Origin of the sequence: Chitinophaga sp. YR627 (assembly GCF_900114995.1) — a bacterium.
Lineage (GTDB): Bacteria > Bacteroidota > Bacteroidia > Chitinophagales > Chitinophagaceae > Chitinophaga.
On record NZ_FOUX01000004.1, the window covers coordinates 868,751 to 893,820 of the forward strand.

Sequence of the window (25,070 nt, forward strand, 5' to 3'; positions counted from 1 at the left end):
GACTTTTTACTACCTTTGCCGTCCGAAATATATTAAACCTTATGAGTGAAGAAAGGACCCTCAATTTTCTGGAACAGATCATAGAAGAGGACATTGCCAACGGCGTCAATGACGGCAGGGTGCTTACACGCTTCCCACCGGAACCAAATGGCTATCTGCACATTGGTCACGCTAAATCCATCTGCCTCAACTTCGGCATCGCCCAGAAGTACAACGGTAAAACCAACCTCCGCTTTGACGATACCAATCCCGTTACGGAGGATACTGAATATGTGGATTCCATTAAGGCCGACATACAATGGCTGGGCTTCCAATGGGCGCAGGAACTGTATGCTTCAGATTATTTCGAACAGATATACAACTTCGCAGTAAAACTGATCAATAAAGGACTGGCTTACGTAGATGATTCTACCGCTGAAGAAATCGCGGCTTCCAAAGGTACGCCAACCGAACCCGGTAAAGGCACCACCTACCGCAACCGCAGCGTAGAAGAAAACCTTGACCTCTTCGCCCGTATGCGTGCAGGAGAATTCAAGGACGGTGAAAAGGTATTACGCGCAAAAGGAGACCTGGCTTCTCCGAACATGCACATGCGTGACCCGATCATCTATCGTATCAAACATGCCCATCACCACCGTACCGGTGACAGCTGGTGTATCTATCCCATGTATGACTTTGCCCACGGACAGAGTGACAGCATCGAAACGATCACCCACTCCATCTGTACCCTGGAATTCATTCCACACCGCCCGCTGTACAACTGGTTCATCGAGCAACTGGAAATATTCCCATCCCGCCAGTATGAGTTTGCCCGTCTGAACCTTACCTACACGGTAATGAGCAAACGTAAGCTGTTACAGCTGGTAAACGAAAAACACGTCACCGGATGGGATGACCCCCGTATGCCAACGATCAGTGGTCTGCGCCGTCGTGGTTATACGCCTGCAAGTATCCGCGCTTTCTGTGAACGTATCGGTATCCAGAAACGTGATAATATGATCGATGTAAGTCTGCTGGAGTTCTGTATCCGTGAGGAACTGAACAAGACAGCAAACCGCGTATTCGCTGTACTGGATCCTGTTAAACTGGTGATCACCAACTATCCTGAAGGTCAGGTAGAAGAAATGACCGCTGAAAACAACCCGGAAGATCCAAACTCCGGTACACGTATTCTGCCTTTCAGCAATACACTGTACATCGAGCGTGAAGATTTCATGGAAGAACCACCTAAGAAGTTCTTCCGTCTGGGTCCTGGTCTGGCGGTACGACTGAAAAACGCCTACATCATTAAGGGCGAAAGCTTTGAAAAAGATGCAGATGGCAATATCACGACTATCTATGCCACCTACCTGCCGGAAAGCAAAAGCGGCGGCGATACCAGCGGTCTGACAGTAAAAGGAACCATTCACTGGGTAAGTGCAGCGCATGCAGCTACAGCTGAAGTAAGACTGTACGACCGCCTGTTTAAAGTGGAAGATCCAGGTAACGAAGAAGGTGATTTCAAATCTTATATCAATCCTGATTCCCTGCAGGTTATTTCCAAAGCGTATATCGAACCTAGTCTGCTGAATGCTAAACCAGGCGATCGCTTCCAGTTCCTGCGCAAAGGCTATTTCGCCGCTGATGCGGACAGCACTCCTGATAAAGTAGTGTTCAACCGTACAGTGACCCTGAAAGATGCCTGGGCAAAAGAAGCCAAGAAAGGATAATTCAGACATTATCAGATAAAAGAAAAAGGAGAGGTAGCTACCTCTCCTTTTTCTTTTATCTGATAATATTAAAAGTCATTTATGCATTGATCGCATCCAGTCCTCTCATGATCCTTACGATCGTCTCATGTTTGCCAAGGGTCTCTGCGATATTGAATACCGGCGGACCGAACTTACCACCACACAGCATAATACGGAATGGCAGCTGCAATTCTCCTGGTTTAATATTCATAGAACCAGCCAGGGTTTTGAAGCTTTCTTCCATTGAAGTAGCGGAGAAATCAGACAATCCTTCCACAATGGAAGCCCAGTCACGGAAGAACTGTGTCTTATCAGCATTCCATTTGGGTTTCACAGCCGCCACATCGAATGTTTCAGGCGCCTGGAAGAAGAAGAAGGCATGATCCCAGATATCATTCACAAAATCACAACGCTCTTTTACGAGACCAGCGATCGTTGCTACATATTCAGGAGATGCATTGACATTCTTTTCTTTCAGTACCGGCATAAACAGTTCTGCCAGACGGTTATTGTCTGCATGCAGGAGGTACTGGTGGTTAAACCATTTTGCCTTTTCGAAATCGAATTTGGCACCTGCTTTATGTACACGGTCCAGGGAGAAACGGGCGATCAGCTCGTCCATTGAAAATATCTCCTGACCAGTACCATCGTTCCAGCCCAGCATGGCCAGCATATTCACAAATGCTTCCGGCAGGAAACCTTTCTCACGGAAACCGGTGGTCATTTCACCTGACTTAGGATCAGCCCAGTTCATTGCATATACCGGGAATCCCAGACGGTCGCCATCACGCTTGCTTAGTTTACCGTTACCATCAGGTTTCAGGATCAGCGGCAGGTGTGCCCAGTCAGGCATCTGTGCTTCCCAACCCAGGTATTTCCACAGCAGGAGGTGTACAGGCGCTGAAGGCAGCCATTCTTCACCACGGAATGCGTGTGTAATCTTCATAAGGTAATCATCTACTACCACAGCGAGGTGATAGGTAGGCATACCATCTGCTTTCAGCAGGACTTTATCATCAACAGTGCTGGTATTAAATTGTACGTGACCGCGGATCATGTCGGTAAAACCAACTTCTTCACCCTGCGGCATTTTAATACGGATCACGTGCGGTGTACCGCGTTCCAGCAGTGCTGCTGTTTCTTCCGCCGGCAGACTGATAGAGTTACGCATCTGCTGACGCGCAGCAGCATTATACTGAGGAGAAGGGTTTTGTTCCGTCTTCAGTCTGGTACGCATTTCTTCCAGCTCTTCCGGCGTATCAAACGCATAATAGGCATGACCAGCTGCAACCAGCTGTTCTGCATACTGACGGTACTGGGCTTTACGCTCACTCTGGCGGTAAGGGGCGTAAGGGCCACCTACATGAGGACCTTCATCCGCATTCAGACCACACCAGCGCAGGCATTCTATGATATATTCTTCCGCGCCCGGCACATAGCGGGTCTGGTCAGTATCTTCTATACGAAGCACAAATTCACCATTGTGCTGCTTTGCAAATAAATAGTTGAATAAAACCGTGCGTACACCTCCGAGGTGCAGGCCACCTGTTGGACTGGGCGCAAAGCGTACCCTTACTTTCTGATGTTGCATGCCGCAAAGGTAAAGAAAGATTTAGCTACCTTTATTTTTCAATCGCGACATCCATGTTTTATCTTACGAAAACACCTGGGCTGCTGAAAGCACTGTATAAAAACTGCACCTGGAACTTTTCCCCGGCCAGGCCATCTGTATACCTCACATTTGACGACGGTCCACACCCTGTGGCGACTCCTTTTGTACTGGAACAACTCCGTAAATATGAGGCGAAAGCGACCTTTTTCTGTATAGGGAAAAACGTTATTGAGCATCCGGATATCTACCAGCAGATACTGGAAGAAGGTCATCATACCGGCAATCATACCCATAACCACCTGAATGGCTGGAAAACCGGTACAGATAAATACATGGAGAATATTCTCGAAGCCCGTAAATATATCAGTTCCCCTTTATTCCGTCCACCTTATGGCAGAATCACCCCTTTTCAGGTCAAACACCTGAAGAAGCTGGTTCCCAATGCGCAGGTGATCATGTGGGATGTATTAAGCGCTGATTTTGACACGGAAAGAAGCGGAGAGGAGTGTGTGCAGAATGTGGTATTTAAGGCGAAACCAGGGTCTATTATTGTGTTTCACGACAGTACAAAAGCCTGGGACCGAATGGAATATGCTTTACCCAGGGTACTGGAATACTTCCGCAAGGAGAAACTGAGTATGGAAGCAATCCCTTATTAAAATACAAAAGCCCGGGCGATGAACCCGGGCTTTTTCATGAATTATTATTGCTATTATTTAGGCAATTTAATGCTTTTCACTTTATCACCCAGATCGATGCTGGCTGAGTCATCACACACACCATTACCGTAGTTTACATTCGCAGTGATATTACCTACTGTTACCAGGGCTTTGCCTTTGCTGAACCATGGGCATTCGATCTTTCTCTGCAGTGCATCTGCTTCACCAACGGTGATAGCTGCAGTTGTACCATTTGGATAGATCAGGGAGTCAGTACCAAAGATGCTGAACACATCATCTGTTACGTCAGCCAGGGTAGCTAAACCGTCTGTCTGTTTGATAGTAGCGTTGCTCTTGTAGCTTACTGTTACGGTATCCAGTTTCAGTACGCCATCATTGATAACAGCGCTGTATTTATATTCACTGTTGCTGCTCAGGTTAGTGATCACTTTAGTACCCTGTACAGCGATACCATTTACAGTATAGCTCAGCGGTTTGATAGTGATCGTCGCATTTGGATAATAGAAGAAGTTGGAATAAGTTACCTGGATGTTTCCTGCACGTACACGGCCGGTTGCATCAGCACACTGTGCACCGAACTTGATCAGCATCACTTTAGGCCACTGACCAGCGCTTACATCGTCGATTTCAGCGATTGCACAGCTACCCAGCTTGGCAGTCAGGTCAATATTTGCCTTACGGCCAGCCTGGTTCATACCAGCTTTTGCACCTACTTCCAGCGCAATACCGAAGAGGTCATCATATATTCCGCTAACGATCGCCTGATCGGCAGCAGCATTAATTGTAAGATTATCAGCCTGGTTCGCGTTCGGACTAGCTGATTCAGTTGATTTAGAACAGGCAAAAAAGCAGGTTACCACCAATACCAGGATAATTACTCCTGCGAAGATACGGTTAAAGCAAAAATAGCTTTTCATAGAATAAGTATAGTTTTAAATGAGGTCTTTCGGCTGTACTTTTGTACAGCACTTACTGAAATATAAATATTATACAAATGTAATATTTTTAGTAATTGAATAAAAAAATTTAATATTTTATAGATGAATTGGATAGACACACACGCCCATTTATATGGGGAGGATTTTTCGGACGACAGAACAGCTGTAGTAGAGCGGGCCCTGGCCGCAGGTGTGTCCCATTTATACCTGCCGAATATCGATAGCAGTTCAATAGCCGGCATGCTGGCGCTGGAAACGGAGTTCCCCGGCAAGTGTTTCGCCATGATGGGAGTACACCCCTGTTACGTGAATGAGAACGTTGATCAGGAACTGGGCATTGTAAAAGACTGGTTAGCAAAGCGTCCGTTCAAAGCCATTGGAGAGATCGGTCTGGATTTCTATTGGGACAAGACACACGTTGAACAACAATATAAAGCCTTCCGCACTCAGCTGGAACTGGCCTGTGAATATAGTCTGCCGGTTGCCATTCACAGCCGTGAAAGCACCCGGGAATGTATTGATGAAGTAAAAGCCTTACAGGATGGCAGACTCTCTGGCGTGTTCCATTGTTTCTCCGGTACCCTGGAAGAGGCCAAAGAGATCATTGACCTTGGTTTCTATCTTGGCATCGGTGGTGTGGTTACATTCAAAAAATCGGGGCTGGATAAGATCCTGGAAGATATTGACCTTGCAAACGTAGTACTGGAAACGGATGCGCCTTACCTGGCCCCCGTACCCTACCGTGGTAAAAGGAATGAGAGCGCATACATTCCATTGATCGGTGAAAAGATTGCAGATGTAAAAAATCTAAAAATAGCCGATATAGCTGCTATTACGACAAACAACGCCCTCAAATTATTCAAAATGCTTTAACCTTTAAGGCGGTACATTTGCAGGCAATTTGGAACAGCAGCATCAATGAGTAAAATCCTGATTATTTATACAGGGGGCACCGTTGGGATGATCTACGACGAGAAAACCAAAGCCTTGCGTCCTATCGGTTTTAATGAGATACGTAACAATCTTCCGGAACTATACCGTATGGGGATTGATTTTTACGTATACGCTTTTAATCCGCCTATCGATTCTTCCGACATGCAGCCCGAAATATGGGTGGAACTGGCGTCTATTATTGAAGACCGCTATGACCGGTATGACGGATTCGTTATCCTTCATGGTTCTGATACCATGTCATTTACCGCTTCAGCACTGAGCTTCATGCTGGAAAATCTTTCTAAGCCCGTCATCCTGACCGGTTCGCAGTTGCCGATCGGAAAGATCCGTACAGACGCGAAGGAGAATATTATCACAGCCATGGAGATCGCCGCTACCCGTCATAACGGACAGGTGGTTGTGCCGGAAGTATGTATCTATTTTGACTTTGCACTGTTCCGTGGTAACAGGTCCAAGAAATATAACGCGGAGAAATTCGAGGCGTTCTATTCGATGAACTACCCTCCACTGGCAGAAGCAGGTATCGACATTAAATACAAAACACAGTTTGTATTACCTTGTCCTGACAAGCCACTCAAAGTACATAAACACCTCGACGATAATGTTACCGTACTAAAAATGTTCCCGGGCATCACGCGTAAGGCAGTAGAGGCTATCCTGAACGTCAGCGGCCTTCGCGGCGTGATCATGGAGACCTTCGGTAGCGGCAATACCAATACACAACCCTGGTTTATAGAATGCCTGAAAAAGGCAATAGACAAAGGTGTGATCATTGTGGATATCACCCAATGTGACGGTGGATCGGTAGAACTGGGTAAATATGAAACCAGTCAGCCGCTGCAGCAAATAGGTGTGATCAGCGGTCACGACATGACCTTTGAAGCAGCAATCACTAAATTGATGTTTGTACTGGGACAGGACCTCGATCCAGCCTCCACAAAAGCGATGATCGAGACCTCTCTGAGAGGGGAGTTAACGGCTAATACCAACGACTGGGAAACGATTTAAATTTTATTTTGGTAATCTGGTAGAAATAGCTACCTTTGCCATCCTGAAATAAAAATTCAACCTACCCGGAGAAGTGCAGGAGTGGTTGAACTGGCACGCCTGGAAAGTGTGTAAACTCGAAAGGGTTTCAAGGGTTCGAATCCCTTCTTCTCCGCTAAAAGGGACTGATTATCGAAAAGATGATCGGTCCCTTTTTCGTTTTTACTCGTATTGCCCAACAGGTGGGCAATACGAGTAAAAATATAATTGACTTTTGGGGTTCGAAATGCCTCATTTTGGCGGTCATAGATGATTCCGTCGGGGAATACGAGGGTTTGGAGTTTTTCCTTTGCACCTGTATTACTGGAGCGCCATACCATATCGAGATTGGAAGAAAGAGATATGGCTTGGTTTATTACTTCTTCAGGGTTCGAAATACTTCCTGTGCATTTTTCCAATTTTGTAGAAATAAGATTCCGCTCCTTACTATACCGGGAGTAAAACTTATCAAACGTTTCCTGCCCTATTTCTTTTAATACATACCTACTTTCCTCCAAGCTGTCGATCTTGTTATCGACCTCCTTCAGTTGGGCGGTTAATATTTTCTGTTGTTCCATGTTTTCCCTGTTCATTTCATAATACTCCTCAATAAGTACCTTTCTAAGGGATTCCATCTGGTCCTCATTAAAACAAAATTGACTTAACAACTGCTCAAATAGTTCATGCATCCTTTTGGCGCTTTTATTACATTTACAGCCATCCTTCCGGCACTTGTAATACCACAGTGATTTTGCTTTGACTACATAACCTGTAAATGGCTGGTTGCAGGTATCACATTTAATGAAGATTTTAAGGGGTACAGCGTCTTGTTCCTTTTTGTGTGGCACTCCGTATCCTCCTGAGCCCTGATGAATGTTATTGACCTTTAAAAAGATTTCAGGGCTGATCATCTTCTCATGGTCACCTTCCACTATTTTACCTTCCAATAACCCGTGGTTAATCATACCACAATAGAAAGGACGTTTAAATATCTTAGTTAACTGCTGTTTATACATCTTAACTCCCATAGCCTTTAGCCTGGAAATAATTTCCTCATTCTTCATACCCTCGGCCTTCCAGATAAATGCCTTCTTTATCTTTTTACCTACTTCGTTTAAAACAATTTTACGTTGACCGTTAATCTTCACAATATCATATCCCTGTGGTGGCTTAGTTACCCAAATACCTTTGTCAAACTTTTCTATCATCCCGGCAACTGCTTTTTGCTTACGCAGCTGATTATCGTACTGACTAAACAAAAAGGTAATATTCTGATGCAATACACCACTAGGATTGGATGTATCAGTTGGCTGAGTTACTGCAAATATTGTAACACCATAATTCTCCCTTAATTCCTCGGCTAATTTAATGGCAGCACCTCCTATTCGGGAGAAACGATCAAGTGTATAAACTAATATATGGCTCACTTTTCCCTTACGGGTTTTAATAAAGTCCAACATCCGATTAAACTCTTTACGACCATCGGTTTTAGCGCTTTCATAAGTACCTCCAAAGTAACCGATGATACCCAAATTGTTCTTGCGGGCAGATTCTTCGATTGATTTACGCTGAACATCCAGGCTTAAATTATGGTCTGCCTGTTCCTTACTGGATACCCTGGTATATACCACAGCTGCCTGTGCGGCCACTTTAACAGGTTGTTTTTTGGAATAGTTTCCAAATTGTTTAAAAGCGTTAATAATACTCATGCGGCTAATTTTTCAGGTGATGGATTAAGATTTACAAATGGTGTCTCAATGTGTTCTGAGTGGTTAACAGATAGTAGAATCCTCGCGAATATTTTAAGTGTTATTAAAAGCTCAGGGTCTGATATATTTAGGCTTTCAGTATCCTCTGATGGTTCAGTTAACTCAGTGTTGCACATAGGAAGAAATTAAAATGAAAAAATAATACTCATAATGCAATAGGGAGTATAAAATTAATTACACTCCCTATTACGGATACTACTATTCATCCTTGTCATCATCATCTTCCTCGTCATCGTCACCTTCTTCATCACTGTTATCAGCTATCATATCCTCTATCTTATGAATTACTTTCCTGTCTTGTTTACTATACTGTAATTCAAGACTGATTGTATCTTCATCCTCATCTACTTCCATGATGGTATGCTCAAGTTCGTGTTCGCAAATTAAACTGCATACATCCAGCATAATATCGGCCGGTATATCAAATACCTGTCTTGTGAGTTTAGTCATAGTTTTTTTTCTACAAAATTACCACCGTCGAAAAAGGCAATGTCCGGATTATGTCGATTTATGTAGTTTTATGTCGTTTTATGTCGAATTTTCCCTAATTATGTTTAATATTTCCTGATTGGGGAGTTTGGGGCCTGTTTTGGCTCATAGAAACAGATGCTACTTTTAAGGAGACATTGACCAGAAAAGATTGGACGTTAATACAGGTGATCCAGGAAATGTATCGTCAGCAGGTAGAGATGTATAAGAAAAGAGAACAGAAAATAACAGATCGGATTGTAAGTATCTATCAACCATATGTACGTCCAATGCCGAGAGGTAAAGACCGTGTATCAACAGAGTTTGGCAGCAAGCAACTGGTGCTGTTGAAAGATGGTTACACACATATAGAGAATCTGAGCTGGAACAATTACAATGAAGGTGGATTGCTGATAGACAGCCTGGAAACATACAAACGCTTGTTTGGTTGTTATCCTGAGCGTGTATTGGCAGATCAGTTGTTCGGCGAACGAGAAAACAGACAGTTTATGAAGGAAAAAGGGATCCGTTACTTTGGCAAGCGATTGGGGCGACCCTCACCAGATGGTAAGCAGCAAAAGCGATTATTGCAAAAAGAGATGCCGGAACGAAATGCGATTGAGGGGAAGTTTGGACAGGGAAAAAATGCATATGGTCTGGGTAAGATCAAAGCACGGCTCAAGGATACGGCTGAGAGTTGGGTGATGTCTATATACTTTGTTATGAATCTGCTTAAACTGGCAGCAGGTTCTTTGTTGTCAGCACGCCAAATCTATTACTGTCTGGTAAAGGAGGGCTATTTGACCACAATGGTAAATAGTTCTGATACACAATTTATACCCCAATATATGAGACGTCAGGAATGGTAAATAGCCAGGTGTTAAAATGAAATTTAGTTGGTCAGAAAACTTATTCAGCAGACCCTACCTGACAAATAATGGTATCAATTTTGAATTGAGAAACTTAACATAAGACTGGAATGAGAGAAGATGGGCTATTAAAATATTATTTGCAGAACAACTCCAATGGAGACTTTTTTGGCAACTAAACACCTGGCGCAAGAAAAACAGCTAAATCAGTTACCTTTATCTACTAGCCAGTGCGTAATGATATCGCCTTCGACCCTACTCCTCTCCGAAAGATCCTAAAAAAACAAACAGTTCATAGAAGCCTTCGGAGAGTTGCAGGGCGAACAGCTAAAAACCGCTCCCAAAGGGTATGATAAAACACATGAAGCGGTAGACCTGTTACGCTATAAACAATTTATAGTACGTCGCTACTTTACAGATGAAGAGGCATTAAACAGTTCTTTTTTAAAAGAAGCAGATACTACGTTTAAAAGAATGCGTCCTTTCCTGGATTATATGAGCGAAGTATTGTCAACAGATACCAACGGTCTTACAAAATAGTAAGAGCCTGCTCAGGGGTATTCTATCAAAAATGGTGATTCGTCAGTAGTACCAACCGCATTTGCCTGCTCTATATACCCAAGGCCACCTGGCAGCGCATATATGATATTGTTATTGGTCTTAGCTTTGTATATAGCCACAACACCACTAGGGCTTATGGCAGGTCTTCTGCTGCTGTATGCAAGCTGCCCGGATGCAGTCGTAATCTTAACAGGTGTAGTCCAGTTAACCAGATCAGTGGACACTGTAGATTGAAGCTGTCCACCTGCATCCGCCCCAATGATGACTGTCCTGATAGGATTGGAGGGACCTGCGAGGGTTGATGCTGCTGCGGCATAACGGAAATAACCAATATTCAACTGTGGGCCCTTTGTCCAGTTTATTCCATCCCCAGACGATAAAATGGTAAAAACCGGAACCGGATTATGGGTGTTGCAATACAGGATATGTATCCCATTGTTAAAAGTAAAGATATATGGATCACCCCAGGATGTATAAGGCAACACCACCTGTGTCCAGTTTTGTCCATCTGAACTGTAAGAATAGTAAATAGGGGTAGAATTGTTTCCAAGCTGAAAAGAAGTACTTGAATAAGCCAGGAACATTTTACCTGCGAAAGTACATGCAGAGGGATCACCAGCTGTGGCGGCGTTATTCCCCAAAGGTACAGCCGTAGTCCAGGAATCTCCGGCATCAGTACTGTAACCATAATACAGGTTATTACTTGTCTTTCCTCTATGGAATTCATAGATATTACCGTTAAAAACGGTTGCAGTAGGACTACCCTGGGCTGCTCCACCATCATTAACAAAGATGGAATTCCAGGCAAAACCATTGTTGCCGTACCCGCTAAAGATATTGCCAACACCGGGGCCCTTATAATAATATCTTAAAAAAGCGGATAATTGGGTAGCATTACTACTGGCAGTCAAACTATTGCTACTCAGTTTTTCGGTTTCTTTCTTTTGGCAGGATACTAAAGCAATGGCAGCATACAGCAGAATAAAGATGGAGTTTTTGGTCATGGTACAATGTTAAAGGTCAACTCAAAATAAATTACAGCGGCAAGTTGTATCATAAAAAAATCACTGCCAAAACTAATAGTCAAACACCCATGTTTTTGAGTAGAAAACGCTGTTTGCTTCTAATGCCTATGGAATAGAGCCGAAATTTAAACAGCGTCTACACTAGACGAAAAGACGGATTATTTTCACTAACAAAGAGATTAATTTTAGTTAAATCATCTACAAACCGGTTCGAAAGTTGTCCCTCCGCCCCGCAAGCTTTAAGCCTTCAAATCGAAAGATTTGGAGGCTTTTTGATTTCTACAGCCAACCTTATCCGATCTTACTTCGCTGCGTTCATAAGTATATAACTCTCGCATGTCGTTTTTGACGTTTCGCTAATCTTAGGTGCCTGCTTAATAACATTCTCCAAAAAACCGCGATTATCATCCCCCCACTGGTTCATAGCCTCAATAATAGGCATCAGCGAATAACCGATCTCTGTAAGTGAATACTCCACTTTAGGCGGCAGTTGGGGGTAGGTTTTCTTCTCTATCATACCATGCCCTTCCAATTCTTTGAGTTGTACGTTCAACACCCTGCGGGTGGCGCCGGAAAATAAACGTAGTATCTCGCTTGGACGCTTTACATCCATCGAAATAGCGCGGAGGATGGCTGGCTTCCATTTGCCATTCAGCACTTCTTTCGTCAGGTGCAGTCCGCAATCTATTGTGAGGGGAGTCTTTCTTTCGTACATAAAGTGTTGCTTTATTCAAAAATAGGCATTGTATGCTAATCGCTCTATGGGATAAATTTATCCCTATGGCATTAGTTTTTCCCGTATTGCGACGCTGGAACAGATGCCCGAAGTTTGTTTTTAAAAAAGCAATGGAAAATATAGCACAACCTCTGCTGGAGGAATATCAGATAGGTGATTTGAAATTAAAGAACAGGGTGGTAATGGCTTCACTTACGCGTGGACGTGCCACCAATAAAGGCCTGGTTCCTACGCCATTGATGGCAAGATATTATGCACAACGCGCTTCAGCAGGCCTAATTCTGAGTGAAGGCACCTGGGTGAATCCGAAGTCTATTGGTTTTATTAATGTGCCAGGCATTTATACGCAGGATCAGATTGACGGATGGAAACTGGTCACTCAGGCAGTACACAACAAAGGAGGTTTAATCTTCTCTCAATTAGGTCATATTGGCGCCGCATCTCATCCGGATTTTTTTGATGGTGAATTGCCCGCTGGCCCATCCGCCATTAATCCGCAAAGCCAGTCCTATACACCCCAGGGCTTTAAAGATACACAAACGCCCCGCGCATTCACTGTGGCTGAAATTAAACAAACGATACAGGATTACCGGCAGGCAGCTAAGAACGCGAAAGAAGCAGGATTTGATGGCGTTGAAGTACATGCGCAGAGTGGCATGTTAATTCCTCAGTTTCTGAGCCTCGCTACTAATCATAGAACCGATGAGTATGGTGGCAGTATTGAAAATCGCGCACGTATTATATTTGAAATACTGGATGTTATCCTGGAAGTATGGGATAGTACAAGGGTCGCCATTAAGTTTACACCGGTCGCATATAGCCATGTAGGTATCGTGACGCCGGACGAAGAAACTATCCCCATGTTTCAGTACATCCTTAAAAAACTGAATGATTACAATCTCGCTTTCCTGCACATTGTCGGGCCTGCAGAAAGCTTAATAGGCACACCGGTAGAAGTATTGCAGGATAACTATTTCAGCCATTTCCGTTACCATTACAATGGCAGGTTGATGGCGAATCTGGGCTTTACGCGGGACAGTGCGAATAGTATTCTGAAAGAAGGTATAGCCGACCTTGTATCTTTTGGTGCACCATTTATTGCCAATCCCGATTTGACAGTCCGCTTTAAAAACAATTTACCATTATCAGCAATCAACCAGGATACGTTGTATAGTGGGGAAGAAAAGGGATATACTGATTATCCGGAAGCGGTGTTTTAATATTCCGGATCTTGAAACAATTAAAGTCACCAACGGTTAATCCGCTGGTGACTTTAAGGTCACACCGCTTGCTGGTTCAGGCAGTCTATTATAATAATAATTGTTTCCCCCCATTGTGATCACTAAGGCATAACTAACAACCTTTGACTCTCAGATTTTATTGAATTTTTCAGTGCGTATACCATTTGGCATGCTTTTTTTACTAACTAACCATCACAACCAACAATAAAACATGAAAACTAAAACTGCTCCCGGGAAAATATTGATCATTGATGACGAAGGTGACCTGTGCCTCCTTTTAAACATATTACTTGATGGGGAAGGAATGGATGTCGAACATGTACAAAGTATTGCCAAAGCTGAGGAATATCTTCTACAGGAAAAGCCTTCTTTAATATTATTAGACAATCGACTGCCTGACGGTTTTGGCGTCGACTTTCTCAGTTTTGTAAAAAATGAACATCCCACTGCAAAGGTGATCATGATCTCTGGCGTGGATGCGGCCGCTCAGGACCTGGCACTGGAAAATGGTGCTGACGCTTTTCTCAAAAAACCATTTACCAAGGCGCAGTTACACGAGACGATTAACGAGTTATTGAATAGGGAAGAAGCTGTTAACTTGCCTTCTTAAATGCTTCGGGGCGCTGTCCTGTCTGTAATTTAAACAGCCCGTTGAATGTTGAGGGTGTTCAAAACTCCGCTCCATTGGCAATGGGCTATTTATATTTTCTTGTACTTCAGAAAAAAGGAGTCTGGATTGGGGTAAAAGCCAGACAGATATTTGCATTGTCAATAGGCACCCTAAATCTGTGTATATTCATGCGATATTACCTTATGAATATTCTATCAGGCTATATCCCTTTCCCCTGATATTGATGATTTCAATAGAAGCATCTTCCCGAAAATATTTCCGAATCCTGGTAATATAAACATCCATGCTCCTCGCAGCAAAGGGATCATCATCGCCCCATAACCTGAGAAGTGCCGTTTTTCTATCAAGTAATTCGTTTTTCACTTCCAGTAATAATCTCAATAAATCCGCCTCACGCTGTGAAAGCTGAATCACCTGCTCTTCAGCCGTTAATTCCTGTTTTTGAATATTAAACATAAACCTGCCGACCTTTACCATACCGGACGAATTATTCCTGAAGGCCGAAAACTGATACTGCCGACGCACCATAACTTTTAGCCGCAACACTAATTCTTCCATTGAAAACGGTTTCTTCATGTAATCATCTGCTCCTATTTCAAGACCATATATAACATCTTCTGGTTGCTTTCTGGCAGTAAGAAAAATAATCGGCACCTTCTCATCTACTGTGCGAATGTCTGAAACCAATGAGAAACCATCTTTTCCAGGCAACATAACATCAATGATACAAATATCCGGCTTCAGCTTTCTAAACAGCGACCAGCCGTTATTACCATTGCCAGCAATATGAACAAGGAAATCGCGGGTTTCAAGCGATTCTTTTATGATAGCAGCCAATACCGGCTCATCTTCCACAAGTAATACGCTAATCTTATTCATCATGAAACTGAATAGTAAAAGTTGTTCCTTTATTAATCTGACTTGTAACGGAAATCTCTCCATTTAATGCAGTAACCAACAGTTTAACATAGCTTAATCCCAGACCATATCCTTTCACTTCATGCACATTTTTCGACTGTACCCGATAAAACTTATCGAATATAAAAGGTAAATGAAATGGATCAATCCCTTTCCCGTTATCCTGTATCTGCAACTGCCAGCCATTAACAATAGTGCGAAAGCTAATATTTACACGAACGTTCCCCTGTGCGTATTTAATGGCATTATCTATCAGGTTACTCAGAATTGTATCTATAATAAAACGGTCCGTATTGACAACTTTCGGCTGTAGTGCATTGAAGATAAAAATCTCATCTGGTGCACGTAAGTCAAAACGGTCGACTACCTCGGCAGACAAATCCGTTAAATTAACATCCATGCGCTGTGCAGACATGATACCGTGTTCATATTTACTGATCTCTAAGATGCGATCTATGTCCGTGTCCAGCTTCTTAATGATATTCAAATTGATATTTAAATACCTTTCAAGTCTATCGGGATCTGATGAAGCACCAAAGCTCTTTAAAGCATCTATTGATGATTGCAGGATAGTCAGTGGTGTTCTTAACTCATGTGTAATATTATTAATGAAATCATCTTTAAAACTATTGAGCCGCATCTGGCGTTTAATCATTCTCCCCATAAAAAAAAGACTTCCTGCAGATAACAGTATCAATGCAAACGAAATAAAGGCCGGAAGAATATTCTGCTTCCATAACATCGTTGATGAATTTACAGGAATAGCCTTTACAATGACAACAGGCGATCTATGAAACTTTATCGGCACAGAAACTTCATCTTGTGAAAGAACTGCTGTGCTATCTAACAATATGAGTTTAAATGACACTGCAATATTTTCCTTACGTAGTTCTTCTTTATATAACACAGCCAAAGAATCGAGATTTACCGGTCGGCGAAACTGTTGCGATATCAATCTTCCCATGATAGCACTCACCTCGTTTATATTATACTCGTCAATTTTTACTGTTAAAAATTCGGCATGAAATGGTTTGATAACTGCTGGCGTATCAAAAGCAATAGAATCACGGTTAGGAATTGTTCTCAGAAAAAATGTCAGCGTGGGATCTTTGTACTTCAGAGAAGTAGGCAATTCACTCTGTTGAAGCTGGTAGGCACTGATACTTTTCTGTAATGCGTACCTGGCGGATGCTATAAAATTATACTGGCTGACCTTATAGTTATTATACACCCAATAGACCTGAAACAATACGATCAGGGATACAGCGCATATTGCAATCAGGAATGTGAACTTCAATCTTCTCCTCATAATACCCGCTAAAATTACAGTATAAAGCCTTCATTGATCTTTCAGTTAACAGTAGTTAACAGAAAAGTGCTCCTTTTTAACATTCAACCATATTACGCCTGATATCTTCGTCATCAAATTATATTAATCATGAAAAGACACTTCCTTTACCTTTTGTTCTTTTGCATCCCTGCCACGATGCAGGGTTATTCAAACACCGGATATAAGCAAACACCTATCGACACACTATTAGATATTCCTGCCCCTCACTTTAAAATGTTAGATACAGAAGGCAAAATTGTAAGTCTTGCTGACTTTAAAAATAAAGTGCTGATAGTGTATTTTTGGTCAACATGGTGTTACTACTGCCATAAAGATTTCCCAATGGTCAACAAAGTAGTAAAACAATATGCAAATGATACAAGCGTAGCCTTTCTGTTTGTTGACACACGGGAGAAATCAGCTCAATATAAAGAACTGGTGCAAAAAGACATGCTAAAGAACAATTATAATTTCCATGTTGTGTTTGATGAAAAAGGGAAAGACAGCATTCAAAATAAATACTATACTGAATTCGGAACAATTGGTATTCCTACACGATTTGTGATTGACCGGAACAGGGTCATCCGACATAAGTTTGTAGGCTATGATCCGGATCTTACTGAAGAGCAGGCCGCAGCTGCTTTCATCCGTTCAATTGAAGATACTAAAAAAATAGCGCCTTCCCGACATTGAGAAACAGTGAACGGCGAGATGACCGAATGAATCGCTATCCCGCTGTTCACTGATATTTTCCTATACATTTACTTTGCCAGGAAATTAAGCATTACGTTGCTCATTGTATAAACCCTTTTATCAAATCTGCAACATATTCGTGATGTTCCTCAAGCAAAAAATGTCCTCCATCGATTTGAATGATTTTCGCATTGGGCAGATCTTTTCGGTACGCTTCTCCTCCAGGCGCTATAAACATAGCGTCGTTTTTCCCCCATAATACCATGGTATCAGGTTGATGTTCTTTAAAATACTTATGCCATTCATCATACAAGGCAATATTACTTCCATAATCGCGGAAAAGGGCAAGCTGTATTGCATCATTTCCGGGCTGGTCAAGATAGTATTGATCGGTGATATAGCTATCCGGACTTATCCTGGTTTTATCACTGGCACCATTCAGATACATCCATTTTGTAGCTGCTGATGTCAGGAAAAAACGAGCTTCTTTTTCCTGAGCAGCACCTGGATCCTGAATATAGGTAACCAATGGCTCCAGTGCATCGCCTAAACCTTCGTTATATGCATTTGCGTTTTGTATGATCAATGAGCGGATCAACTCAGGCCGGCGGCTGGCGATCCTTAGTCCGATAGGACCACCATAGTCCTGGATATACAGGCTTATGTTCCGAAGTTGCAATCGGTCAATAAAGCGTTCAATGATCACAGACAGATTATCAAATGTATATGAAAACTGTTTTACGTCAGGGGCACTGCTTTGACCAAATCCCGGATAGTCAGGCGCAACAATATGATATGTTCCCGACAGATCAGCAATAAGATCCCTGTACATATGCGAAGAGGAGGGAAAGCCGTGTAATAACAGCAGAACCGGGCGTGTTGCCGCACCTGACTCACGATAAAAAATATTTAAGCCATCTATGTCAATGGTTCTATAAAATATCTGATCTTTCATAAAAAACATTAAGCCATCAAAATAATTGCTGCGATCAACCTATTTTTTACCTGCTGCTGCTAGGATCACTTTTACTACAGCTGCTGGTTGTGACAACATCACCACATGGCTTGCAGGCAAGTGATAAGTAGTTGCATGAATGTTTTTAGCCATTTCAGTTTCCAGCTGAGGTGAGATCATATGATCGTTGTCCGCAACAACATAGAAACTGGGTTTATTCTTCCAGGCAGGGTTCGCCACTTTGGCTGTTATGGTACTAAAATGAAAGCGGCCCTGTCCGGCTGCAATGACCTTTGCATCCTGTGCTGGCAGGTCCTGGGCAAAATGATTTACCACTGTTTCTTCCTTCAGTCGTATATAACCATCACTACTCACAACAGGATCTGCAAGTCCAGGCACATTAGCTATCTTTCTCACCTCATAAGCATCCTTACTGAGACTTTCAATGCTTTGTCCTTCATCTGGCGCATAAGCGGCGACATAGACAAGCGACTGTACTTTTTCGTTGTTTCCGGCCTGGGTAATAACAACGCCTCCCCATGAATGTCCTACCAGTATCACCTTCCCTTTTGCTTCTGCGATAGCCCGCTCTACAAATGCCACATCATCGCTCAGGGAGGTCAGCGGATTCTGTACAGCAATTGTGTGGTATCCTTCTTTCTGTAACGCAGGTATTACCTTGTTCCAGGAAGACCCATCGGCAAAGGCGCCATGCACCAGCACGATTGTTGGTTTTTCCTCTTCTCTGGCGGTTGCGCGCACCCCTGGCTTAGCAGTAAAGGAGACTAATGAGGCAAGTACGAGCAGTGCGCCCGCTACGCTGGCCATCACGACCACAAAATCCTTTTTCATAAAATAAAATTTAAAGTGATAATTAGGTATGACCGGATTGATCAATCAAATATGATAAGAAGTAGCTAACCTGAAAAATAACCTGAGTAATAACAACCCTTATAATTTTAATAGCCACTTTCCTTTCAATCATATTCATTTGTACTAAAAAGTAGCCAACAATACATTTTGTACAGTGATGAAAAAAAAGACTACGCTACCTTCAGGCAATGATATTCATCAGTCAATATTTTGTACCTCTTTTCTGGAGTACCTGTCGAAAGATATTGTACCTGATGAGGCAACAAAAAAACTGGTAGAAGAAAACTGTAGCTTAGTAAAATATGGCGAAGGAAAAAGATTGCTCGAAACTGGCACTACATGCCGATATATTTACTTTATCATTGAAGGGAAATGTATTTCCTACTTTACCGATTTTAAAGGAAAAACAATTACCTGGTTTTTCCATTTCAACAGCCCGGAAAGCACTACAAAGAACGTTTTTGCCGTAGACTACAGAAGTTTTCTTTCCCGTGAACCTTCCACACTTACAATTGATACCCTCTCACCCATAACTGCTATCCGATTTTCTGCGGAGGCACTAAAAAAGCTGGTCGATGAATCTCCTGCAATTGAACGTTGGCTGCGTATGCTGACAGAAAAGGCCTTCATACAGGTCTATGACCGTCTTAATACCTTGCTCACACTGCCCGCCGCTGATCGTTATAAGAAATTTCTTCAGGAAGAACCTTACCTGTTAAATATGTTTTCGAATTCGCTGGTCGCCACTTATCTAAACGTAACGCCACAATCGCTGAGCCGTATCAGAAAGCAGCTTAGACGTTATTGATCAGGCGTCAGCACTATTAATTACCCTAGGGTAACGATCATATAGTTTGCATTACAGAGTTTTGCATCGAAATTGAGAAAAGCAATGAAAAACCACCTTTAATATCAGTATTAAAACAACAAAATGATGTATTCAAAAAAACCGTTCGCACTGATCGCATCCATGGTATCGCTGATGCTGCTTGCTAACTGTTCCGTGCCAGACCCAAAAGGTAATCAGGCCGACTATTTTATTACAGACACAACGACCGTGCAGACAGGAGGTGTTAAAATGATACCCATAAAGACGCCTAAAGGCGTTTTCAACGTGTGGACAAAACGCATTGGCAATAACCCCAAAATAAAGGTGCTGCTACTAGCCGGGGGACCAGGCTTTCCTCATGACTACCTGGAAGCGTTTGAAAGTTACTTTCCGGGAGAAGGAATAGAATTTTATTACTACGATGAATTAGGCAATGGTAACAGTGATAAGCCAGGTGACAGCAGCCGTTACACCGTAGCAAGTGCTGTGGATGAAGTTGAACAGGTACGGCAGGCACTACAACTGAATGCCTCCAATTTTTACCTGTTCGGCCATTCATGGGGTGGTCTGCTGGGTATGGAATATGCCGTCAAATATCAGCAAAATCTGAAGGGGCTGATTATCTCCAATATGGTAGCAAGCGGCAAAGAATTCAACAAATATATTCAGGAGGTATTGGTAAAACAATTGCCGCCTGCTGTGCTGGACACGATAAATGAGTTGTCAGCCAGGAACGATTATAGTAATCCGAAGTATTCAGAACTCGTAACGAAGCATTTCTACGCCCGTTTTATTTGCCGGCTGCCACTGGACCAATGGCCAGAGCCACTTAACCGGGGACTTAGTAAACTGAATACGCCTTATTATCTGACATTACAGGGACCCAGTGAATTTGGCATCATTGGAAGTTTAATGAACTGGGATATAAGCGCCCGGCTGAAAAAAATTACGGTACCGGCATTATTTATCGGCGCCAGATATGACGAAATGAATCCCGAACATATTAAATGGATGAGCCAGCAGTTGCAGCATGGGCAGTTTTTGTACTGCGCCAATGGCAGTCACCTGAGTATGTACGACCAGCAGCCATTTTATATGAACGGGATCATACGCTTCATAAAAGAGGTTAATAACAGTTCTGCGAAATAAAAAAATCCCTCATAGTAAATGAGGGAATGAACCAGTAAACAGCAGAAAAGACAGGAAAGCCTTCAGTACTATCAACCTGAAGGCTTTCTAAAATTTCTCCACAACAACAACTCCCGCAATGATCAGCAGTATGCCGAGGCCACGCCAGACATTAACAGCATGTTGTTCTGCAACCAGGATATTAAAGTGATCAAGTAATACTGAAATGATCACCTGTCCGGCTACCACAAGTCCAAAAGTAAGTGCCATACCTAACCTGGGCAGCGCCATCATACTCGCTGTAATGAACACAGCACCAATCAAACCACCACCTAACACAGCAGTAATATCACTACCCTTCAGCAGTTGCCAGGAAAATGTTTCTTTTGTAAAAGGAATATAAACGGCCATCCCGAGCGCTCCAACGATAAAACAGATCATTGACGCATAAATGGGACTACTTATTGATTTGGCTAGTTTTGCATTAAGCCCTCCCTGTAAAGGCAATAGCGCACCACATAAAAAGACTACAAAAAGCCAGACTATTTTCATAAAATATATTTTCGTGAATAAGACAATGGGTATTTCATTTACATCGAAACACCTTTTTTGAAATCGGTAAAGTTTATGCCGGAGCAATTCTTAAAATACTTGCTGAAATGAGCAGGGTCCCAAAATCCCAGATCATACGCCGTCTCTTTTAAACTAAAGCCATCATGAAGAACCCTTCTTTTCGCTTCAAGAACAATACGTTGCTGAATGTGATGGCTGGCCGGGCGTCCCGACATTTCCTTCACGACACCATTCAGGTAACCGGGAGATACCGCCAGGATCTCAGCATACTCTTTTACCATCTTTTTGGATGCATAGTGCTTTTCGACCTGCGTAAAAAATAGCTTGACCAGGTGATTTTTCCGGGACCAGTAAATGTCCTGGATATCCTGTATATTCTGTTTTATCTGCCGGCATAAATAGATCATAAATATCTTCAGGTATCCCTTCAGGATGTCTGAACGCAGATCCAGCGTATTATTATACTCCTGTATCATTTTGTCAGCAAAGGATTCCATTGAGGCTATTGAGTCGCCACATATATAGATGATAGGTATGGAGTTCAACTGGTTGAAAAATGAAGTGCGAAATAATCCCGCTACTCTGATATCAGTTAATTCAATGTACTCTTTAACAAAAGAGATCGCATACCCTTTTGCGGCTTCATCAATCTCCATTGTGAAAACCTGCCCGGGGGGCACATAAAAAAACACGTTTTCATTTACAAGAAAGGCATCCGTATCAACACCTATTTTCACACTGCCTTCCAGTATCCAGATCATCAGGAACGTATCCACGCAAAAAAAAGGCGTTTCTCCTTTTTTATTGTTTGCCTGAAGGGATTGGATGGAATAGATCTGAAATGGCGCCGGCACTGTAACCGGAGCATCTTGTTTTAATACGCGGCCAATTTTCATTTTATAAATTTTTATATTACTCGTCAGCCACTGGTCTTTCCTTCAGTTTCTTCAGTTCAGTTTCACGATGTTGTATATAAGGATATCCATTCCCCCCGATGGTAGCCATATAAAAGCTATCCCGGTCCGAAATAAATACCATTTCATTCTCTGTCAGACCATCTACATAGCTGCTGTTCTCCAGACAGGCATAGCTTTTACGGCTACCAAATTTTTCCTGCATCTCTCTGACCGCATCTGTAAATGCCAGTGATGGATAATTCATTGCTACTGTTTGATTTGGCTATTCTCTGTTTCAGAAGAGGAGGGAACCTGATCAGATTCCGGAACCGCCGTCTTATTGATGATTGTTGTCAGGTCCGGATATTGCGCCAATACCTCATCCCACAGCGAATCGCCACATTCATCTGGTATAACAATGATGTCCGGTGTCTGCCTGTTCTTATCCTGCGATTCGGCGCTAAGGGGCTGTGGTTTTATTTCGCCTGGGTTAGTGTTGGGTGCAGCACTCATAAAAACGTATTTAATGAAGAATATTATTATTACAAAAGGATACATCAAAGCCCCTTTCTCCTCACAGCACCTCCGTCACATCCGGGGCTGTTGTATCCCCAACCAACGCCTTATACTGATTCGGTTAATGCGTTCTCAACCTTGCGGCCGCTTAGTTTTCTATCTAAAAAGTCTCTGATGGTTCCGGTAATTTCATCACCGAAGCTTTCCAGTGCAAAATGTCCTGTCGGATAAAGATGAAACTCAAGGTTCTTCACATCTTTTTTAAATGCCTCTGCACCAACACCAGGGAAAATATAATCGTCCTTGCCATATACTATTAACATTTCCGGATTGCTGGTACGCAGATATTCCTGCCATTTGGGATACTGTTTTACATTGTTGCGATAGTCGTAAAACAGGGCAATCTGTATATCATCGTTTTCAGGACGCTGCAGATGCCTGAGATCTATTTCCCAGTTATCAGGAGATATAGCGCTTTCATCCGGAACATGATGCGTGTATTGCCATTTCAAACCTTCAGGGCTATGAAAAGCTTGGCAGGCCTTAATAGCATCTTTATCATTTCTATCTTTCCAGAGTGCCTTAATAGGATCCCAGAAAGTTTCTAATCCCTCTTCATAGCAACAGCCATTCTGTACAATGATGGTCTCTATCCTGTCCGGATATTTTGACGCGAGCGTCCAGCCAACGGGAGCACCGTAATCCATCAGATAAAGGCTGAATTTTCCAACATTCAGCTGTTTCAGCAATTCTTCCATTATCCTGGCATAGTTTGCAAAACTGTATTCAAAATCGGCCATAGGTGGTTGTTCGCTTCTTCCATAGCCTGGATAATCAGGGGCAATCAAATGATATTTATCTGACAAATCATTGATCAGGTTACGGTACATATGCGAAGAGGTCGGATAACCATGTAACAACAGTAACACCGGAGCATTTGCAGGACCTGCTTCCCTGTAAAAGATCTCTACACCGCTGATGTTTGCTGAGCGATAGTGCGTTTTGTTTTTCATTGTGTTTGTTTTAGTATAATAATTGTTTGTGTCTCTTTGAGGTCACCCTAAAGTTGCTTACGCTGACTGCTTATGGTTCCCACTATTATAGATTGCTGTATGCATGTCAAAGCTCAGTTCTATAACTTGATTTCTAAAATCACTGTAGTAATCGTCACTATCAAAAAAATAATATGCGCAGTTGAACGGTAAAACATAGTTAGGTCTGGTACAGGTTATCTCTTTAACGCTGCCCAAACTGAATAAGATGATGATACCCGTTTTCAAATGGAGGTACTGCAATAGAAGTTTGCAGGAATTGCATTAAAGGCGCAAGCGCCGGCTCTTTTAAATGATATTGAAAGGTGTCCCAGTTGCGCAATTTCTTATATACTACAAACCTGGTTTTGTGAGCTACTATCTGGCTTAGTTGAAACAACAGCACACCGGGGGCTCGCCGGATTACAGGCATTAAATCACGGTTTATCGATTTGAAACGCTCTTCGGTACCAGGCCTGACATCTATAAATAACAGGATGGTTAAAGCATCCCGGCTAATTTCTTTAGAAAATATCTCCAGCTCCTGTAAAAAAAAATTCTTCACCGGCTCCACTATTCCCACTTTGACCAACGCACCTATCGCTTTCGCGGCGATACTACTTTTATGTTTTTCATAAGCAATACGACAGTTCCATCGCTCTATAATCCACATTACGCATACATCCCCTCTCTCATAGTATGCTTCCGCCATTACATTACCAGTAGATGCGATGGAGCTAAGCGTGTATTGGCTCAGGACTTTGAAAAATTGATCCTGATAGGAAGTTTTCACGTGGTATTGTGTTAAAACAGCAGTCTGTTCATTTTTGACATGGAAAAATCCAGAGAAGGCTATCTCCCATATTCTGCGAATTTTCATTGCGATAATATTAAGAAATGCATAAGTTTGTCTGGTAAAGTAGCCAATAAACCTTCCGGCGGAAAATAAACACAGTAATGACTGGTCCTATTATTTTAATAGTTATCTATACCCTGCCTGTCTGATGGAGATCCATTAAGGCGGTACAATGTGCTATATGACTTTATATTTTATGATTTCAGAATATATGCTAATTTTTTAAGCAGCT

General features: G+C 42.5%; 26 protein-coding genes, 1 tRNA gene and 1 pseudogene. 12 read left to right on the forward strand and 16 right to left on the reverse strand.

Annotated features, from left to right (window positions below; translation table 11 throughout):
- Positions 1 to 41 precede the first annotated feature (41 nt).
- Positions 42 to 1,709 (forward strand): glutamine--tRNA ligase/YqeY domain fusion protein, encoded by a 1,668-nt coding sequence (locus BMZ72_RS24095; protein ID WP_089812242.1) that lies wholly within the window; start codon positions 42 to 44, stop codon positions 1,707 to 1,709.
- Between the two features lie 79 nt (positions 1,710 to 1,788).
- Here the strand turns inward: BMZ72_RS24095 and gltX are convergent, their stop codons facing one another.
- Positions 1,789 to 3,321, reverse strand: coding sequence for a glutamate--tRNA ligase (gltX, locus tag BMZ72_RS24100; RefSeq protein ID WP_089812243.1), 1,533 nt, complete (start codon positions 3,319 to 3,321; stop codon positions 1,789 to 1,791).
- Between the two features lie 53 nt (positions 3,322 to 3,374).
- On the opposite strand from gltX, the gene BMZ72_RS24105 reads away from it, so the two are divergent.
- Positions 3,375 to 4,001: a polysaccharide deacetylase family protein gene (locus tag BMZ72_RS24105; RefSeq protein WP_089812244.1), complete on the forward strand. Its 627-nt coding sequence runs from the start codon at positions 3,375 to 3,377 to the stop codon at positions 3,999 to 4,001.
- A 53-nt stretch (positions 4,002 to 4,054) separates the two neighbouring features.
- Here the strand turns inward: BMZ72_RS24105 and BMZ72_RS24110 are convergent, their stop codons facing one another.
- On the reverse strand, positions 4,055 to 4,939 hold the full coding sequence (locus tag BMZ72_RS24110) for a hypothetical protein (RefSeq protein WP_089812245.1): 885 nt from the start codon (positions 4,937 to 4,939) through the stop codon (positions 4,055 to 4,057).
- A 123-nt stretch (positions 4,940 to 5,062) separates the two neighbouring features.
- On the opposite strand from BMZ72_RS24110, the gene BMZ72_RS24115 reads away from it, so the two are divergent.
- From BMZ72_RS24115 to BMZ72_RS24125, 3 genes are all read left to right on the forward strand, one after another.
- Positions 5,063 to 5,833 (forward strand): TatD family hydrolase, encoded by a 771-nt coding sequence (locus BMZ72_RS24115; RefSeq protein ID WP_089812246.1) that lies wholly within the window; start codon positions 5,063 to 5,065, stop codon positions 5,831 to 5,833.
- A gap of 45 nt (positions 5,834 to 5,878) precedes the next feature.
- A complete protein-coding gene (locus BMZ72_RS24120; RefSeq protein WP_089812247.1) occupies positions 5,879 to 6,922 on the forward strand; it encodes an asparaginase in 1,044 nt (347 codons plus the stop codon).
- A gap of 67 nt (positions 6,923 to 6,989) precedes the next feature.
- Positions 6,990 to 7,076: transfer RNA gene (locus BMZ72_RS24125), tRNA-Ser, on the forward strand.
- 748 nt (positions 7,077 to 7,824) lie between these two features.
- On the opposite strand, the pseudogene BMZ72_RS37210 reads toward BMZ72_RS24125, so the two are convergent.
- Together BMZ72_RS37210 and BMZ72_RS24140 are read right to left on the reverse strand one after the other, a co-directional pair.
- Positions 7,825 to 8,649, reverse strand: a pseudogene (locus BMZ72_RS37210) (recombinase family protein); the annotation flags it as partial.
- Positions 8,650 to 8,907: 258 nt separating this feature from the next.
- Entirely contained in the window at positions 8,908 to 9,159 is a 252-nt protein-coding gene (locus BMZ72_RS24140) for a hypothetical protein (RefSeq protein ID WP_089812249.1), read from the reverse strand.
- A 176-nt stretch (positions 9,160 to 9,335) separates the two neighbouring features.
- Here BMZ72_RS24140 and BMZ72_RS24145 point away from each other — a divergent pair, with 176 nt between their 5' ends.
- Positions 9,336 to 10,046, forward strand: coding sequence for a transposase (locus BMZ72_RS24145; protein ID WP_089812250.1), 711 nt, complete (start codon positions 9,336 to 9,338; stop codon positions 10,044 to 10,046).
- A 312-nt stretch (positions 10,047 to 10,358) separates the two neighbouring features.
- On the forward strand, positions 10,359 to 10,586 hold the full coding sequence (locus BMZ72_RS24150; protein WP_255373280.1) for a DUF2461 family protein: 228 nt from the start codon (positions 10,359 to 10,361) through the stop codon (positions 10,584 to 10,586).
- Between the two features lie 11 nt (positions 10,587 to 10,597).
- On the opposite strand, the gene BMZ72_RS24155 is transcribed toward BMZ72_RS24150, so the two are convergent.
- Positions 10,598 to 11,611 (reverse strand): sialidase family protein, encoded by a 1,014-nt coding sequence (locus BMZ72_RS24155; RefSeq protein WP_089812251.1) that lies wholly within the window; start codon positions 11,609 to 11,611, stop codon positions 10,598 to 10,600.
- 322 nt (positions 11,612 to 11,933) lie between these two features.
- Positions 11,934 to 12,347, reverse strand: a complete 414-nt coding sequence (locus tag BMZ72_RS24160) for a winged helix-turn-helix transcriptional regulator (RefSeq protein ID WP_089812252.1) — start codon at positions 12,345 to 12,347, stop codon at positions 11,934 to 11,936.
- A gap of 65 nt (positions 12,348 to 12,412) precedes the next feature.
- Here BMZ72_RS24160 and BMZ72_RS24165 point away from each other — a divergent pair, with 65 nt between their 5' ends.
- Positions 12,413 to 13,588, forward strand: a complete 1,176-nt coding sequence (locus BMZ72_RS24165; RefSeq protein ID WP_255373281.1) for an alkene reductase — start codon at positions 12,413 to 12,415, stop codon at positions 13,586 to 13,588.
- A gap of 232 nt (positions 13,589 to 13,820) precedes the next feature.
- Entirely contained in the window at positions 13,821 to 14,219 is a 399-nt protein-coding gene (locus BMZ72_RS24170) for a response regulator (RefSeq protein WP_089812254.1), read from the forward strand.
- 201 nt (positions 14,220 to 14,420) lie between these two features.
- Here BMZ72_RS24170 and BMZ72_RS24175 read toward each other — a convergent pair whose 3' ends face one another.
- Complete coding sequence (locus tag BMZ72_RS24175; RefSeq protein ID WP_255373282.1) at positions 14,421 to 15,122, reverse strand: response regulator transcription factor; 702 nt, start codon at positions 15,120 to 15,122, stop codon at positions 14,421 to 14,423.
- The gene (locus tag BMZ72_RS24180) at positions 15,112 to 16,467 is read right to left on the reverse strand and encodes a sensor histidine kinase (RefSeq protein ID WP_089812255.1); all 1,356 of its coding nucleotides are present in this window, start codon (positions 16,465 to 16,467) and stop codon (positions 15,112 to 15,114) included. Before BMZ72_RS24180 ends, BMZ72_RS24175 begins: the two co-directional genes overlap by 11 nt.
- Positions 16,468 to 16,596: 129 nt before the next feature.
- On the opposite strand from BMZ72_RS24180, the gene BMZ72_RS24185 reads away from it, so the two are divergent.
- Positions 16,597 to 17,181: a TlpA family protein disulfide reductase gene (locus BMZ72_RS24185; protein ID WP_089812256.1), complete on the forward strand. Its 585-nt coding sequence runs from the start codon at positions 16,597 to 16,599 to the stop codon at positions 17,179 to 17,181.
- 100 nt (positions 17,182 to 17,281) lie between these two features.
- Here BMZ72_RS24185 and BMZ72_RS24190 read toward each other — a convergent pair whose 3' ends face one another.
- Positions 17,282 to 18,136, reverse strand: coding sequence for an alpha/beta fold hydrolase (locus BMZ72_RS24190; protein WP_089812411.1), 855 nt, complete (start codon positions 18,134 to 18,136; stop codon positions 17,282 to 17,284).
- 39 nt (positions 18,137 to 18,175) lie between these two features.
- Positions 18,176 to 18,988: an alpha/beta fold hydrolase gene (locus tag BMZ72_RS24195; RefSeq protein ID WP_089812257.1), complete on the reverse strand. Its 813-nt coding sequence runs from the start codon at positions 18,986 to 18,988 to the stop codon at positions 18,176 to 18,178.
- Positions 18,989 to 19,166: 178 nt separating this feature from the next.
- Here BMZ72_RS24195 and BMZ72_RS24200 point away from each other — a divergent pair, with 178 nt between their 5' ends.
- Positions 19,167 to 19,817 (forward strand): Crp/Fnr family transcriptional regulator, encoded by a 651-nt coding sequence (locus BMZ72_RS24200; protein WP_089812258.1) that lies wholly within the window; start codon positions 19,167 to 19,169, stop codon positions 19,815 to 19,817.
- Between the two features lie 123 nt (positions 19,818 to 19,940).
- Positions 19,941 to 20,987: a proline iminopeptidase-family hydrolase gene (locus tag BMZ72_RS24205; protein ID WP_089812259.1), complete on the forward strand. Its 1,047-nt coding sequence runs from the start codon at positions 19,941 to 19,943 to the stop codon at positions 20,985 to 20,987.
- A gap of 87 nt (positions 20,988 to 21,074) precedes the next feature.
- Here the strand turns inward: BMZ72_RS24205 and BMZ72_RS24210 are convergent, their stop codons facing one another.
- The 6 genes from BMZ72_RS24210 to BMZ72_RS24235 all read right to left on the reverse strand — a co-directional run bounded on the left by BMZ72_RS24210 (position 21,075) and on the right by BMZ72_RS24235 (position 24,862).
- Positions 21,075 to 21,518 carry a DMT family transporter gene (locus tag BMZ72_RS24210; RefSeq protein ID WP_089812260.1) on the reverse strand — a complete coding sequence of 148 codons (444 nt, stop codon included), beginning with the start codon at positions 21,516 to 21,518 and terminating at the stop codon, positions 21,075 to 21,077.
- 38 nt (positions 21,519 to 21,556) lie between these two features.
- Positions 21,557 to 22,435, reverse strand: coding sequence for a helix-turn-helix domain-containing protein (locus BMZ72_RS24215; RefSeq protein WP_089812261.1), 879 nt, complete (start codon positions 22,433 to 22,435; stop codon positions 21,557 to 21,559).
- A gap of 16 nt (positions 22,436 to 22,451) precedes the next feature.
- Positions 22,452 to 22,700, reverse strand: a complete 249-nt coding sequence (locus tag BMZ72_RS24220) for a hypothetical protein (RefSeq protein ID WP_177222919.1) — start codon at positions 22,698 to 22,700, stop codon at positions 22,452 to 22,454.
- A 2-nt stretch (positions 22,701 to 22,702) separates the two neighbouring features.
- The gene (locus BMZ72_RS24225; RefSeq protein WP_089812262.1) at positions 22,703 to 22,948 is read right to left on the reverse strand and encodes a hypothetical protein; all 246 of its coding nucleotides are present in this window, start codon (positions 22,946 to 22,948) and stop codon (positions 22,703 to 22,705) included.
- Positions 22,949 to 23,058: 110 nt separating this feature from the next.
- Positions 23,059 to 23,964: an alpha/beta fold hydrolase gene (locus BMZ72_RS24230; RefSeq protein WP_089812263.1), complete on the reverse strand. Its 906-nt coding sequence runs from the start codon at positions 23,962 to 23,964 to the stop codon at positions 23,059 to 23,061.
- Positions 23,965 to 24,187: 223 nt separating this feature from the next.
- Positions 24,188 to 24,862, reverse strand: a complete 675-nt coding sequence (locus tag BMZ72_RS24235) for a putative quinol monooxygenase (RefSeq protein ID WP_089812264.1) — start codon at positions 24,860 to 24,862, stop codon at positions 24,188 to 24,190.
- Positions 24,863 to 25,070: the final 208 nt, after the last annotated feature.